The 14,122-nt window shown below is 59.1% G+C and carries 13 protein-coding genes; 6 read left to right on the top strand and 7 right to left on the bottom strand.

All coding sequences use genetic code 11. From position 1 onward, the window contains the following. Positions 1 to 287 precede the first annotated feature (287 nt). Positions 288 to 1,205 (bottom strand): LysR family transcriptional regulator, encoded by a 918-nt coding sequence (locus KW838_RS01975; RefSeq protein WP_218500177.1) that lies wholly within the window; start codon positions 1,203 to 1,205, stop codon positions 288 to 290. A gap of 246 nt (positions 1,206 to 1,451) precedes the next feature. On the opposite strand from KW838_RS01975, the gene KW838_RS01970 reads away from it, so the two are divergent. Continuing rightward, a complete protein-coding gene (locus tag KW838_RS01970) occupies positions 1,452 to 2,216 on the top strand; it encodes an SDR family NAD(P)-dependent oxidoreductase (RefSeq protein WP_218500176.1) in 765 nt (254 codons plus the stop codon). A 44-nt stretch (positions 2,217 to 2,260) separates the two neighbouring features. Here KW838_RS01970 and KW838_RS01965 read toward each other — a convergent pair whose 3' ends face one another. Further along, a complete protein-coding gene (locus KW838_RS01965; protein WP_218500175.1) occupies positions 2,261 to 3,163 on the bottom strand; it encodes a helix-turn-helix domain-containing protein in 903 nt (300 codons plus the stop codon). A gap of 153 nt (positions 3,164 to 3,316) precedes the next feature. On the opposite strand from KW838_RS01965, the gene KW838_RS01960 reads away from it, so the two are divergent. The 4 genes from KW838_RS01960 (at position 3,317) to KW838_RS01945 (ending at position 5,899) form a co-directional block, all read left to right on the top strand. Further along, a complete protein-coding gene (locus KW838_RS01960; protein ID WP_218500174.1) occupies positions 3,317 to 3,757 on the top strand; it encodes a DoxX family protein in 441 nt (146 codons plus the stop codon). A gap of 75 nt (positions 3,758 to 3,832) precedes the next feature. Then, entirely contained in the window at positions 3,833 to 4,756 is a 924-nt protein-coding gene (locus KW838_RS01955) for an NADP-dependent oxidoreductase (protein ID WP_218500173.1), read from the top strand. Positions 4,757 to 4,888: 132 nt separating this feature from the next. Next, positions 4,889 to 5,626, top strand: a complete 738-nt coding sequence (locus tag KW838_RS01950; protein WP_218500172.1) for an SDR family oxidoreductase — start codon at positions 4,889 to 4,891, stop codon at positions 5,624 to 5,626. Between the two features lie 15 nt (positions 5,627 to 5,641). Continuing rightward, complete coding sequence (locus KW838_RS01945; protein WP_015094817.1) at positions 5,642 to 5,899, top strand: Atu4866 domain-containing protein; 258 nt, start codon at positions 5,642 to 5,644, stop codon at positions 5,897 to 5,899. Between the two features lie 79 nt (positions 5,900 to 5,978). Here the strand turns inward: KW838_RS01945 and KW838_RS01940 are convergent, their stop codons facing one another. The 5 genes from KW838_RS01940 to KW838_RS01920 all read right to left on the bottom strand — a co-directional run bounded on the left by KW838_RS01940 (position 5,979) and on the right by KW838_RS01920 (position 11,474). Then, positions 5,979 to 7,049 carry a low specificity L-threonine aldolase gene (locus KW838_RS01940; protein WP_218500171.1) on the bottom strand — a complete coding sequence of 357 codons (1,071 nt, stop codon included), beginning with the start codon at positions 7,047 to 7,049 and terminating at the stop codon, positions 5,979 to 5,981. 111 nt (positions 7,050 to 7,160) lie between these two features. After that, positions 7,161 to 7,976: an AraC family transcriptional regulator gene (locus KW838_RS01935; RefSeq protein WP_218500170.1), complete on the bottom strand. Its 816-nt coding sequence runs from the start codon at positions 7,974 to 7,976 to the stop codon at positions 7,161 to 7,163. A 115-nt stretch (positions 7,977 to 8,091) separates the two neighbouring features. After that, entirely contained in the window at positions 8,092 to 9,306 is a 1,215-nt protein-coding gene (gene gltS / locus KW838_RS01930; protein ID WP_102699731.1) for a sodium/glutamate symporter, read from the bottom strand. Positions 9,307 to 9,538: 232 nt separating this feature from the next. Beyond that, on the bottom strand, positions 9,539 to 10,099 hold the full coding sequence (locus tag KW838_RS01925; protein ID WP_218500169.1) for a YSC84-related protein: 561 nt from the start codon (positions 10,097 to 10,099) through the stop codon (positions 9,539 to 9,541). 268 nt (positions 10,100 to 10,367) lie between these two features. Next, positions 10,368 to 11,474, bottom strand: coding sequence for an acyltransferase (locus KW838_RS01920; protein ID WP_218500168.1), 1,107 nt, complete (start codon positions 11,472 to 11,474; stop codon positions 10,368 to 10,370). 503 nt (positions 11,475 to 11,977) lie between these two features. On the opposite strand from KW838_RS01920, the gene KW838_RS01915 reads away from it, so the two are divergent. After that, the gene (locus KW838_RS01915; protein WP_218500167.1) at positions 11,978 to 14,113 is read left to right on the top strand and encodes a calcium-binding protein; all 2,136 of its coding nucleotides are present in this window, start codon (positions 11,978 to 11,980) and stop codon (positions 14,111 to 14,113) included. The last annotated feature ends 9 nt before the right edge of the window (positions 14,114 to 14,122 follow it).

Raw genomic sequence — 14,122 nt, 5'->3', positions numbered from 1 at the left:
AGGACATCCTCCACCTTCGGCTGGACCTGTCTCAATCAATAGAGTTATGTGTTTTTGGTATTACTGCTATCCGATTGGGTCTATTCATTAATTAGTTCCCCTCGTTGTTTGGTGGTGCACGCGTTCCCCTGTAGGAGCTGCCGAAGGCTGCGATCTTTTGATCTTGATCTTCAGCAATCTCCAGATCGCAAAAGCAAGATCAAAAGATCGCAGCCTTCGGCAGCTCCTACAGATATTTCGTAATCTCTGTTCCCCCGGGATTTCCAGAAAGTCGACAAGTACCATCCTCAAGCCAATGCCACCTGCGCCGAGCCTTGCTGAACGAAACGTTCAATCAACCATCGCGCCGCCGGCCCCGGTGGCACATCCGTGCGGTAGATGACGTCGAAGGTATATTGGCCGCTTTTGTATTCCGGAATGTTCAGTTGCACCAGTCGGCCGCTCTGCAGATCTTCCTGGACCATCGGGGCCGGCATGTTGCCCCAGCCGATGCCTTCACGCAGCAGCATGTGCTTGGCGCCCAGGTCCGCCAGCCGCCAGGTGCGGTTGCTGAGCACGGCGAAATCCTTGTCCTTGGTCAGCACCGAACGGTCGGACAGCACCAGTTGCGTGAACTCTCGCCCGGCGCCCGGAACGTTCGAGTCGCTCGATGCCAGTGGATGATTCGGGGCTGCCACCGGAATCAACTCGACACTGCCGACGCCGATTCTTTCGATACCGTCGATGCCTTCATTCATGGGCCCACTGACGCCGATGATCGCGCCACGGTTGATCACCAGCTCAGTGACGGCGCCGAGCGCTTCCATATGCAAGTGCAGGGCAACGGTCGGGAACGCTTCGCGAAAGGATTTGAGTGCATCCACCACCCGGTCGGGGGGAAGCATCACATCGAGTACCACGTGAACCTCGGCTTCGAGCCCCTGGAGCAGGCCTTTCACTTTGGCGCGCAATCCATGAACACCGTTGGCAATGGTCCTGGCTTCGGCCAGCACGGTGCGGCCGGCATCGGTGAGCTGGGGTTTGCGGGTGGTCTGACGGTCAAACAGCGACACGCCGAGCTGCATTTCCAGATTGGCGATCGAGTAACTGATGACCGAGGTGGCCCGGTGCAGTTTTCTGGCCGCCGCGGCAAAACTGCCGACTTCCACGACCGTCAGGAACACGCGCAGCTGATCCAGTGTCGGTGTTCCGGGGTCAGAGATCATGCCAGTTTCCTCGAACGTAATGGCCAATATTATCCCGGTACATCGTATAGCGTCATGCATCTGCCCGGTGTGCTGAAAAAATGAAACACCAGGCAGATAAGCGCAAAACCGCGACAGGTTGAACAAGGCTCCTAAAGAGTGGCGAACCGTGATCGGCGACAGTTGAGTCGTCGAAAGCGACACCCGCATACGGCGTATGCGCAGCGGCTGGAATGGTTCAGCTGCTCTCTGGAAAGGAGAAACGAAATGACTGATTTTATGCCTACCCCCAACGAAATCGCCGACAAAGTCGTGATTGTGACGGGCGCCGCCAGCGGTATCGGCCGTGCCATCGCCGAGCTGTTCCATGCCCGTGGCGCCAAGGTCATTGCCGAAGACATCAACCCTGAAGTGAACGCTCTCGAGCGTCCGGGCCTGGTGCCATTGGTGGCCGACATCACGGTCGATGGCTCGGCGGAAAAAGCGGTTGCCCTGGCCGTTCAGCACTTCGGCAAGCTCGATGTGCTGGTCAACAACGCGGGACGGATCATCTACAAGCCTCTGGTCGAGATGACACGCGAGGACTGGAGCTGGCAGATGGAGACCAACGTGACGGGCGCGTTCCTTCATTCCCGTGAAGCGGCGAAGGAAATGATGAAGCAAAAGTCAGGCGCCATCGTCAACATCGCGTCCTATGCCTCCTACTTCGCGTTCCCGGGCATCGCGGCCTACACCGCATCGAAAGGGGCCCTGGCGCAACTGACCCGAACCCAGGCCTTGGAAGCGATAGAGCACGGCATTCGGGTCAATGCGATTGGCGTGGGCGACGTGGTCACCAACCTGCTCAATCACTTCATGGAAGACGGCCCGGGCTTCCTGCAGGAGCACGGCAAGTCGGCACCGATCGGCCGTGCGGCTTCGCCCGATGAAATTGCCGAGATCGTGGCATTCCTGGCCTCCGAGCGCGCCAGTTTCATTGTCGGCTCGGTCGTCATGGCCGATGGCGGCATGAGCATTCCCGTGGGCAGTTGATTGGCCGGTTGTACTGGCGGCACGGCGAGCGCCGTGCCGCGTTTTCATTTGCGGTAATGACTGGGCGGGACGCCGACCTCCCGTTTGAATGCCTGGGAAAAATGGCTGGCGCTGCTGTACCCGACCTCAAGTCCCGCATCGATGATGCTCATGTCGGTTTCAATCAGCAGTTGCCTGGCCTTGGTCATTCTCAGCCTGATGAAGTAGCGCGAGGGTGAAAGCCCCGTGGCGCGCTTGAACAGACGGCTGAAGTGGTACTCGCTCATCCCGGCTGCGTCGGCCAGATCCCCCAGGCAAAACGTCTCTCCCAGCGACGTCTCCATCGCAGTCACCGCACGCTTGAGCTTGAAGGCCGGCAGGGCGTTGCGCTGAACGATGTTATCGGCTTGCGCATCCAGATAGTGGCGCGCCAGGTGCACGGCGATGCACTGGGCGATGCCTTGCATCAGCAGCGGGCTGGTTTCTCCCCGGGATTGCAGTTCGACTCTGAATTGTTCGAACAACAACGACAAAGTCTCGTCACGCCCCCCGGATATTTCATGCAGACAAATCGACCCCGTGACCTGTTTGCCGGTTTCCTGGATCGCTCGTTCCAGCAGGGGCAGGCCGAGGTAAATGTGCATCACCACAAAGGGCTCCGCACTGGTCACTTGCCAGCGCATTTCGTAGGGCATGGCGCTGGTGGTGAGGAAAAAATCCCCTTGTGTCACTTCACTCGCCCGCCACGCTTCGCCTGCCTCCCGTTCCTCAATGGTGGCGCTCCCGGACAGTACCCAGACGATCAGCGGTTCAGCCACGGCGGGAACGATAACGCTTTGCTCGATCCGCTCGCGGGTAAAGATCTGCACCAGCACATCGTTGGAAAAAACCTCGTCGGAGGCGGCCAGGCGCTGACCGCGAATGTGGGCCTCCAGGCCTGTTGCAGACGTTCGCTCAGCGGTTTGCACGATTGAGCTCCCTTTCGATGGGGTGATTGGCTTGTCTATTTTATCGAATCTAATGATCTAAATTAGTCGGCTATTCAGATGAGCTGTCCAAGAGCAACATTTCCTCAACAGGGCGGTTCATGTCGAATCGCACCCCATTGAAGGAAATGCCTCATGACGACTTCCGCAAACATCGCTCATTCCGCCACCGCTGAACAGAGCCGTTCCGACCTCACCCAGGCTTCGGCCTCGTTGATCGGCCGCGTACTGCTCAGCGCAATCTTCATCCTCTCCGGTTTTTCGAAACTGGCCGCTCCGGCCATGATGGTCGGCTACATCGGCTCAGTGGGTCTTCCGCTTCCGCAATTGGCGCTGGCGCTGGCGATCATCGTTGAAATCGGTGGTGGCCTGGCACTGATCGCCGGTTACCGCACCCGCACCGTTGCCGCCGTACTGGCCGTGTTCAGCGTGTTTACCGCACTGGCCTTCCATAACGCCCTGGGCGATCAAAACCAGTTAATCCACTTCTTCAAGAACATCGCCATGGCGGGTGGCCTGTTGCAGGTCGTGGCCTTCGGTGCCGGTCGTTTCAGCCTCGACGCCCGCCGTCGTTGATACCCCCGCGCTGCGAAGGCCAGCCCCTCGCAGCGCAATGTTCTTCTCCCTTCTTTTTCGATAGTCGAGACCTCCATGAAAGCCATACGTGTGCACGAATACGGCAGCCCTGAAGTGTTACGTCTGGAAGACATTGCCGACCCGGTGGCCGGTGTCGGTGAAGTGCTGATCGATGTCGCCGGAGCCGGGGTGAACCCGATTGACTGGAAGATCCTCTCCGGTGCCATGAAAGCGTTCATCCCTTTGCCGCTGCCCTTTACCCCGGGGGTTGAAGTGGCCGGTACCGTGATCGCGCTGGGGCAGGGCGTCACTGAGTTCAGCCGCGGCGATGAAGTGTTTGGCTTCATCAACATCGTCGGAGGTTATGCGAGCAAAGCCGTCGCCCAGGTTGCAAAACTGGCGCTGAAACCCACATCACTCAGTGCCTTGCAGGCCAGCGCTGTCCCCGCAACGGCCCTGACGGCCTGGCAAGCCCTGACCGAACACGCGGGTGTGCAACGTCGGCAGAAAGTGTTGATCCACGCCGCGGCCGGTGGCGTGGGCAGCATGGCCGTGCAGATCGCCAAGTACCTGGGTGCCGAAGTCTACGCAACGGCCTCCGCGCATAATCATGCTTACCTGAAAGACCTCGGCGCGGATTACACCATCGACTACAGGACCCAGGCATTCGACGAGCTGGTGTCCGGTGTCGATGTGGTACTGGACCTGGTGGGCGGCGACACACAGACCCGTTCGTTTGCGGTGCTGAAAAAACACGGCGTGCTGGTATCGCCCGTAAGCCTGCCGAACATGTCGCTGGCCAACGACTACGGTGTGACCCCGGCCAACTTTGCCACCCGCTCGGATGGCCGGCAGCTTTCGCTGATTGCCGAACTGTTCGACAAGGGACACCTCAGGGTCGACGTCGAGGCATTCCCGTTGAGTGAGGCGAAAGTGGCGATCGAAAAAAGCATGGGCCGGCATTTACAGGGCAGGCTTGTCCTCGACGCCACGAAGTAAAGGGTTCCCCGACAGGATCAGGCAAGTTGTCAGAAGGATCTGACTAACTGGCCGACCGCCGTTATCCCTAATCTGGACTGGCAGCGAGACACTGCTCTCGCGTCACCAGACACTCAAGTGAGGGATTAGGTCATGTCGGATATCTCGAAAAAAGTCGTTCTGATCACGGGCGCGAGCAGTGGCATAGGCGAGGCGACAGCGCGCCTGTTGGCCAGCAAGGGGGCGCATGTCGTACTCGGGGCGCGTCGTACCGAGCGCCTCGAAACACTCTGTGGCGAAATCAACGCGAGCGGTGGAGTCGCTCACTTCCAGGCATTGGATGTCACCCGCCGAGACGACATGCAAGGGTTTGTGGACTTTGCGTTGAATTTGCATGGCCGGGTCGATGTGATCGTCAACAATGCCGGGGTGATGCCGCTGTCGAAACTCGAGGCGCTGAAAGTCTCCGAGTGGGACCGGATGATCGACGTCAATATTCGCGGCGTGTTGCACGGTATCGCGGCCGGTTTGCCGCTGATGCAAAAACAGCAATCAGGCCAGTTCATCAATATCGCCTCGATCGGTGCCTACACCGTCAGCCCGACGGCGGCGGTCTACTGCGCGACCAAGTTTGCCGTGCGTGCCATCTCGGAAGGGTTGCGCCAGGAGGTCGGCGGGGACATCCGTGTCACCGTGATTTCCCCGGGCGTTACCGAGTCCGAATTGGCCGAGAGCATTTCCGATGAAGGCGGGCGGGCCGAGATGCGCGAGTTCCGCAAGATCGCCATCCCTGCCATGGCGGTTGCTCGTGCGATCGCTTACGCCATTGAACAGCCTGCCGATGTGGACGTCAGCGAACTGATTGTCCGCCCGACCGCCAGTGCGTTCTGAACGGAGGACCTGAACATGACGATGAAAAAATCCGCGGATCAGGATAAGTACGTCGGTCTGTGGGTCACGGCAGACGGGCTCATCCGCCATGAGCTGTTGCCGGGTGGCCGGTACGATGAAGCCCGGGGCCGCAAGACGAGTGCCTATCAGGGCCAGTATTGGCTGGAGGGTGACCACATCGAGTACGTCGATGACACCGGCTTCACGGCTGACGGGGAGTTCCGCGACGGGATTCTGTATCACGCGGGCATGATTCTTTATCGCCAGATGTAGACGCCTGACGCCGCAGTGGCGGGTGCTCATTCGACTGAGAGTGAGCACCGCCGCCATCCGTCATTGCGCCTTGCGCCCGTTATGCGTGTACCGACCTCACCACTCGCCTCACATGGCTCAACAGGTGATCGACATCCTCGGCGGTGGTGGCGAACGAGGTGACAAAACGCACGATGTTGGGGCCCCAGCGATCATGGTAGAAGACGAACCCGGCCTTCAGCAGTGCATCGATCACGGCTGAGTCCAGCCGACAGAACAGGATATTCGCCTCGGTGCCACCCAGCACTTCAACGCCGCTCAGCCCGGCAAGCCCCTGCGCCAGGCGCTGGGCGGCATCGTTGGCCTTGCGGGCATTGCGCAGCCAGAGATCATCGCTCAGGTACGCATCGATCTGCGCCGAAAGAAAACGCATTTTCGAGAAGAGGTGACCTGCACGCTTGCGGCGGTACCTCATCTCGGTGGCGAGCGAGGCGTTGAACAGGACGATGGCTTCCGCCGCCAGCACGCCATTCTTGGTGGCGCCAAACGACAGGGCATCCACGCCGGCCTTCCAGGTCATCTCTGCCGCCGAGCATCCTAGGGACACCAGGGCGTTGGCGAAACGGGACCCATCCATATGGAACCCGAGGGAAGCCGACTTGCAGACCTCACCGATAGCCGCGATGTCGTCCAGGGTGTAGAGGCTGCCGACTTCGGTGGCCTGGGTGATGCTGACGCAAGCGGGCTGGGTCGTGTGCACGTCACCCAGTTTTTCGCGGGTGCGCTCACGCAGTCGGGTGATGTCCAGCTTGGCCGACGGGCCGTCGATGGTCATCAGCTTCGCGCCGTTGGAGAAGAACTCCGGCGCACCACATTCGTCGTTGTTGATGTGACTGGCGGGGTGGCAATAGATATTGCCCCAGGGTGGCGTCATCGCGCTCAGGCACAGGCCGTTGGCGGCGGTGCCGGTGGGCACGAGAAGGACCTCTACGTCGCGCTCGAAGATCTCGCTGAACTTGCGCTGGACCCGCGCCGTCAACTCGTCGGTGCCATAGGGACCCGCCTGGCCCGTGCAGTGTTTCACGAGGGCGTGTGCCACCTCCGGCGATGCGCCGGCGATGTTGTCACTTGAAAAACCCAGGGCGGGCGGTCTGTTTGTTTCACCGTTCATCATCGAATTCTCGGCTGCGCAGGCGAAGGTGTTTCGCCTGGATTGGCGCATCCTAGGGAGAGGGACGGTTGTCGCGCTTGTAAAAAATTGACGCTCGCCTGATGCGACGCCCTAAGTCCTGTAGCGCGAGGGTGCGACGCCGAATGCCTGGCGAAAGGCGCGGTTGAAATGGCTTTGATCGTAAAAGCCGACGGCGTGGGCGACATCGACGATCGGTTGCCCGCTGCGCGATAGCAGGCCACACGCCCGTTCCAGACGCAGCCGAAGCAGCCATGCGTGCGGCGTCATGCCGATGGTCCGCTTGAACTGCTTGAGGAACGGGAATCGGCCCAGACCGCACAATCCGGCAAGATCATCGAGCGTGATGCGCTGATCGATGTGACTGAAACAATAGTCCCTGACGCGGGACCATTGCAGGGCTGAGAGCGATCCGGGAATGCTTTCGGGCGTGATTGCCCGTGACTGGCGCAACAGGCGTTCAAACAGGGTGATCCATTGTGTCTGCAGCGCGAGACTGCCGGGGCCAACGGCCTGCTGCATCGCTTCGTGCAGCCCGCGCAGGTTGCCGACAAGCCGCGGGTCTTCCAGCAACACACTGCCCAACTCAAGCTCTCTCGGTTGACCGCTGATCTCCTCGGTCATGCCCGCGATCAGTGCCTGCGACAGGCGGAACGTCTTGAGCGTATAGGCGCCGCCGCCTTCAGACGCACCATCGTGAATTTCACCCGGCGGCATCAGGGCAATACGGCCCGGCCCTAAAAGAAACGACTCGCCTTTCGAACGATGACGCTGGATGCCTTCGGTGACAAAGCCAATGTGGAAATCGAGGTGGTAATGGCGATCGAAACCGACATCCGCAAAGCGTGCGGAACCCAAGACCAGGCCTGGTACTTCGGACACGTGATGGTACTTGGCATGCTCAGTCATGGGACCCGTTCAACAATCGGCGAGGAGGGCAGGGGCGCACAAAGTCTAGGTGCTCACGCGGTTTGGATCCATGGGGTGCCAGCAACGGAGGTGGTTACTGAGGCACCCGCGGTCGCTACAGGCCACTGAACAGGCTGATGATCACGGCGTTGACCAGGTCAATGAAAAAACCACACACCAGCGGCACGATCAGGAAGGCCTGGTGTGCCGCGCCGTACTTCTGTGTCACGGTCGACATGTTGACGATGGCTGTCGCCGTGGAGCCGAGGGCAATCCCGCCGAATCCGGAAGCGATCACGCTGGCTTCGTAATCGCGCCCCATGAAGCGGAAGACCACAAAATACGTATAGGCGACTGTCAGCAGAATTTGCAGGGTCAACGCACACAGAATGAACAACAGCGCGCCGCTGAGCTGCCATAGCTGAAGCCCCATCAGGGCCATGGTCAAAAACATGCCCAGGCAGATATCGGAGATCAGCGACAGACCCAGGCTGGCGCCGCTCCAGCTTTTCAGACGTTGATCACCCACAAAGGCCAGTACGAGGTGGTGAATGACGATGCCCGCGAACAGGCAGCTGACAAATTTCGGCAGGGTGATGCCGGCATCGACCAGCAACAGGTTGAGTCCATAGCCGAGCATCAGGGTCAGGTTGAGCCACATCCATGCCCAGAGCACGTCGTAGTAGTCCAGCGCCTTGCTCGGTTGTTGCTCGAGGATGCCGACTTCCAGTTCCGCATCCCTGGACGGCGTCAGTCGATAACGACTTATGAGTCGGTTGGCGATTGGGCCGCCGATGACGCAAGCGGCAATCAGGCCGACGGTGTTGCTGGCGATGCCCAGTTCATGGGCGTTACTGATGCCCAGTTTCTCGACGAAAAGCGGTGCCCAGGCCAGGGTGGTGCCCACTCCGCCCGTGAGGGAAATGGAGCCCACCATCAGGCCTGCCTTGGGATCAAGCCCGAACGCCTGGGCCACACCCATGCCCAGCGAGTTCTGCAGGAGAATGAACACAGCGGCGAGTAACAGCAGGATCAGCAGCGGGCGGCCACCCTTGAGCAGTTGGCGCATGTCCGATTTCAAGCCAATGCCGGCGAAGAAATACAGCAGCAGGGTGTCGCGAACCTGCAGATCGAATTCGACCTGGATATTCAGGCCGAAGTAGAGCAGGGACGTCACCGCCGCACAGACGAAGCCGCCGACGACCGATTCGGGGATGCAGTACTGACGGAGAAAGGCGTTGTGCTGGACGAGGGTTTTGCCGAGGAAAAGCAGGAGGATGGCAAGGGTAAAACTCACGAGGCCGTGAACCTGGAAGAGCTGTGAAGTCATTTAAGGCCTACCTAAAAACTGATCAATCATTATCAGGATTCGATCATTCAATGTTTAGACCTGGATCAATGAATGGTCGATACAGCCACTGCCAGCCTTGCTCGTCCAGATAGTCCAATCATCAGCTACGTCTGTGCGCCAGCAGTGAGGACAGCCTAGCCTGAATGGGAAAACCCACCAGTATTGGCATAGGCCGCCATCACGCTCCCGATAGCCAGTCAAACGGCTGGGTTCAGCGCTTGATCAGGGAAATCTTCGTTCCCTCGATACTGACCCCCGCCATCAACCCTTGCTGGTCGAAGATGAACGCGTAGGCGTCGTCCTTCAGCGTCGAGCTGGACAGGTTCTTCGCCACCCCTTCATCAACCACGACAACTGTTGGCCCCACACCGATTTCCCAGCCCTTGGTTTCGGCTATGTATTTCACGGCTTTATCGGTCATCAGGAAAACCGCATAGCCGTACGACTGGGCGCCGGCCTGCAGCCCCCATGAACCGCTGACGGAGTTGTAGTAATTGTCGACTGTGGTGCCTTTCATCAGGACGCCTTCGCCGTAGCTGCCACCGAACACAAGGCCCGCCTTGATGATTTTCGGGAAAACCAGCACCGCTTTGGCTTCGTGCGAGATTTTTTCGGCAAAGGGATGGGCCTTGTACAGCGTTTGCAAGGCTTGTTTGGCATCGGCATTCAGATCCTCGGCGGTGGCCGCTCCTGCAGTGTTGAGGAAACCGGTCGATGCCAACGTTGCAGTGGCGAGGAAGAACGAGAGGAAGAACCGCATTGATTGAGTCATTTGCATACTCCGCTGAGGGAGCATTGGATGAGAGCAGCGGCAGGCGCCTGCATTTGGCAGGAACTGAATCCGCTGAAGTTATCCGGCGCACCCTGAAATGTGTGAATTCAAGCGTCGCTTTGGTATGAAGCAGGTTCGTAACCACCTGTCATTTGCGATGCCATCAGATGTTGTGACCACTGCGTAATGGTGGTGTTCGTTCGCCGGGACTTTCTTTGGGTTTCTGTCGAATAAAAGAAGGCCCGCTGATTGGGCGGGCCTTCTTTTATTACGCCAGTGTCTGGCGCTCTTTCTGTGGTTCCGGCTCCGGTGCCGTAGTTGGCAATACGTAGCTATCGGTGAAGCTTTTTTGCGGAGGTTCGCGGTGACGACCTTCGGAAACCAGGCGGATCACTTTCCGCGCCGGCTCTTCAATGCAGTGATAGAGGAACATCGAGAAGGCCACGATCAGGGGAATCTCATACTTGAGATCCATCATGCCAAACATCTTGCGCTCTACGAACAACACCATGATGTGACACATGTAGAGACTGAAACTGATTTTCCCGAGGTAAACCGACACCGGGTTGGAATAAGCCCAAATCGGTCCTGCACGGAACAGGCTGGCAATCATCACGATCACAAGGAAAGGGAAAACCATGTCGAAGTAGTACTGGATGCTGGTTGCCCAGAACATCAGCAGGATCAGTGGGGCAATTGCGATTGCGGTGACTCTCCAGAGTCTGGAGTCCGGCAGGTCATGGCATACCTGATAGGTGCAGTACCCGGCTACAAAGTAGACGATGCACTTGATGGTCCAGATGCCATTGGCAAGCAAGTTCGGTTGCAGGAAGGGCGCATAAAGTGCCAGACCGATCAAGAGGAGTGAGAACGAAATCTTTCCCCACTTTCTTGTGAGGTAGGCGATGAACGGAAAGGTCAGGTAGGCCGCCCACTCGCAACTGATCGACCAGGACGGCTGATTGAACGTCAGATTGGGGGTTACGCCCCACGCATGCACCAGAAACAGGTTCGCGTAGAAAGTGTAGGCGGTATCGACAGGCGACCATTCATACAAACGATGCATCGGCAGAATGAACGCTGTAATGACCAGCATAAACAAATGCACCGGGTAGATCCGGGCAAGCCTGGCCACCCAGAAACTGATAGCCTCTTTAGGGCGAAGGCCGTCTGCAAAGTCTTTGCCGTGGACATAAGCCAGAATGAAACCGGAGAGGATAAAGAATATATCTACCCCGAGGCCTCTTGTCTGGAAGAGAAATGCCAGGCCGCCGTAGGCATTGGCGAGATCCCCGTATCGAATGTGAAGCAGCAGAACTGACAAGGCAGCGAATCCCCGTAGCCCGGTCAGGTTTTGTATGTGTGCGGCGCGCATCAAGCACTCCATTGCGGTTGTCTGGCAGGTCGAGCCTGCAGGGAGGGCGGCGATTAAATCACAGCTTTGGTACAAAGCCTACAATTGGCCATCATGCCGATTTGTGCTTGTTACTGATAATCATGATGACGTCGGAGATTAGCGAATTTCATACCACTTTTTGCACCACTGGTCGGTGAAAAGAGAGTGAAATCGTGCATTGAAAAAGTGAGCAGGTGTGCGGCTCTTGTCAAAGTTCACGCCGGGGGAAGCCTTTAGTGTTTCCTAATGTTTCTTCCATTCGCCGGGGGATAGCAGCTTTTCAAGCCTTCCTGCCCTGGAACCCCAGAGCCAGCCATGTGTCGGCGTTGGAAGGTTGGCGAAGGCTCCAGTACACCCGTCTGCATTCGCGATAAACGGTGAGGCCCAAATGGCGCACTTGTGACCCCTTGGGTTTGTCTAATTTCCTCAACCCGCTGTAACGCAGTTAACGCTTACCATTTCCTTTAATGGAGGGTAGTACCATGGCTGTTATCAATGGGACTGAACAAGGCGACTTCATATTTGGCAACCCGGAGGCTGATCAGATCTTCGGCCTGGGTGGCGACGACTTTATCCTGGGTGACGGAGGCAACGACACGATAGAAGGGGGGGACGGCAACGATCAACTCGTCGGTGGTGACGGCGATGACCTCCTTCGCGGTGGCGCCGGACTCGACAGTCTCACGGGCAATGTCGGGGCCGATACCCTGACCGGGGGCGCGGATAATGACGCTTTCAACTGGTTCGTCGGCAGTGGCGCTGATTCCACTTCGCTCGCCCGCGACACAGTGACCGACTTCCAGGGGGCCGGCGTTGCCGGTGGTGACAACCTGCTTCTCTCCGCGAGTAACCGCCTGGTTTTCGAGGGGGCTCGCCCCACGGTGCCGACGCTGGGCGCTTCGCTCGGTTTCGGCGGCAACGGCTTTACCGAGGTGTTCTATGCAGTAGGTGCCGCCAGCACGCTGCTGTTCGCGGACTCCAACGACAATGGCGTGCTCGACGCCAGTGACTTCTCCGTACAGTTGACGGGACAGCACAACCTCACAAGAGCCGATTTCGGCACCACGGCCTTCGTCGTGCGTGGCACCGAAGGCGGTGATGTGATCAACGGCACCCCGGACGCCGATACAATCTTCGCGCTCGGTGGCAACGACGTGGTCAACGCCGGCAACGGCAATGACATCGTCGACGGCGGCGCCGGCAACGACATCCTCAACGGTGGCGCGGGAATCGACCGGCTTACCGGGGGGCTGGGCAATGACATCCTCAACGGTGACGATGACCGCGACCTCATCACGGGGGGCGACGGCAACGACATCATTGATGGTGGCGCAGGCAATGACACGACGCTTTCCGGCGGCAACGGCACTGACATCGTCAATGGTGGTGCCGGCAACGATACCCTCGACGGCGATGCCGGTAACGACCAGTTGTTCGGCGGTGTCGGTAACGACGACTTCTTTGGCGGCGAGGGTAACGACCAGATCTTCGGCGAAGACGGCAACGACGAACTGTTCGGCGATGCCGGCAACGACCAGTTGTTCGGCGGCAATGGTGACGACGCGCTCGAAGGCGACGCCGGGGCAGACCAGTTGAACGGCGGCGCCGGCAATGACGAGTTCGAGTTCTTCCTCGGCTCGTTCAACCCGAGCTCGACCTTTGCGACCTTCGATACGGTCCAGGACTTCCAGGGCGCCGGTGTGGCCGGGGGCGATACGCTCGAGCTGAACGATGAGTTCGTATTTCGTGGCCAGGTCACGCTCAATCCACAGCTTGGCGCGGTACTGGTCGGCGGCGGAAACGGCATCACCGATCTGTTCTACACGGTCCGCCAGGGCAACACCTGGCTGATAGCGGACGACGATGACAACGGCCGGCTCGACAACACCGACTTCACGGCGAAGTTCCTCGGCGTCAACAACTTCACGGTGGGCGACTTCGGTAACAATACCGAGTTCGTCACGGCGGGCACCGATGGCAACGACATCATTGTCGGCACCGATGGCGACGACAAGATCTTCGGCCTCGGCGGCAACGACCAGTTGTTCGGCCAGGCAGGTGAGGACCTGCTCGATGGCGGTACGGGTGACGACGTGCTGCTCAGCGGCGCAGGCCTGGATAATCTGTTCGGCGGTGAGGGTAACGACACGCTCACCATCGAGGATTTTGGCAGTGCCTTCGGTGGAGCCGGCAACGACCTGGTGATCGGCAGCAGCGCCGCGTTCGCCTTCCAGACGACCCTTGAGGGCAATGAAGGCAACGACACACTGCAATCGGGCAGCGCAGGCGCCTTCATGATTGGTGGCACGGGGGACGACCGGCTGGTGGGCAGCGCGGCGGATGACTTCATGGTCGGCAGCGCCCAGTTCGAACCCGGCCTCGATGCAGACAGGTTCCAGTTCGGCGCCCTCTGGGGAACGGACACCATCGCCGACTTCGAGGACGGCACTGACCTGATCGACCTGAGCACCAGCGGTCTGACCTTCGCCAACCTCACCATTGGAGAACAGTTCGGCGAGGCCATCATCAGCGTCACGGGCCAACCGGGGGTGGGAACCATCACCTTGAGCGGCGTGCCACAGGCCGCCATCACCGAGTCGGACTTCGCCTTTACCTGAGTGATCGAC

Origin of the sequence: Pseudomonas sp. PDM27 (assembly GCF_019219205.1) — a bacterium.
Lineage (GTDB): Bacteria > Pseudomonadota > Gammaproteobacteria > Pseudomonadales > Pseudomonadaceae > Aquipseudomonas > Aquipseudomonas laurylsulfatiphila.
This window is presented reverse-complemented; position numbering and strand designations above follow the sequence as displayed.

Bases quoted from the DNA above. Each gene is read 5' to 3' on its own strand.
- KW838_RS01975 (WP_218500177.1), bottom strand. From the start codon at position 1,205: ATGATCTCTGACCCCGGAACACCGACACTGGATCAGCTGCGCGTGTTC.
- KW838_RS01970 (WP_218500176.1), top strand. From the start codon at position 1,452: ATGACTGATTTTATGCCTACCCCCAACGAAATCGCCGACAAAGTCGTG.
- KW838_RS01960 (WP_218500174.1), top strand. From the start codon at position 3,317: ATGACGACTTCCGCAAACATCGCTCATTCCGCCACCGCTGAACAGAGC.
- KW838_RS01955 (WP_218500173.1), top strand. From the start codon at position 3,833: ATGAAAGCCATACGTGTGCACGAATACGGCAGCCCTGAAGTGTTACGT.
- KW838_RS01950 (WP_218500172.1), top strand. From the start codon at position 4,889: ATGTCGGATATCTCGAAAAAAGTCGTTCTGATCACGGGCGCGAGCAGT.
- KW838_RS01945 (WP_015094817.1), top strand. From the start codon at position 5,642: ATGACGATGAAAAAATCCGCGGATCAGGATAAGTACGTCGGTCTGTGG.
- KW838_RS01940 (WP_218500171.1), bottom strand. From the start codon at position 7,049: ATGAACGGTGAAACAAACAGACCGCCCGCCCTGGGTTTTTCAAGTGAC.
- KW838_RS01935 (WP_218500170.1), bottom strand. From the start codon at position 7,976: ATGACTGAGCATGCCAAGTACCATCACGTGTCCGAAGTACCAGGCCTG.
- gltS (WP_102699731.1), bottom strand. From the start codon at position 9,306: ATGACTTCACAGCTCTTCCAGGTTCACGGCCTCGTGAGTTTTACCCTT.
- KW838_RS01925 (WP_218500169.1), bottom strand. From the start codon at position 10,099: ATGACTCAATCAATGCGGTTCTTCCTCTCGTTCTTCCTCGCCACTGCA.
- KW838_RS01920 (WP_218500168.1), bottom strand. From the start codon at position 11,474: ATGCGCGCCGCACACATACAAAACCTGACCGGGCTACGGGGATTCGCT.
- KW838_RS01915 (WP_218500167.1), top strand. From the start codon at position 11,978: ATGGCTGTTATCAATGGGACTGAACAAGGCGACTTCATATTTGGCAAC.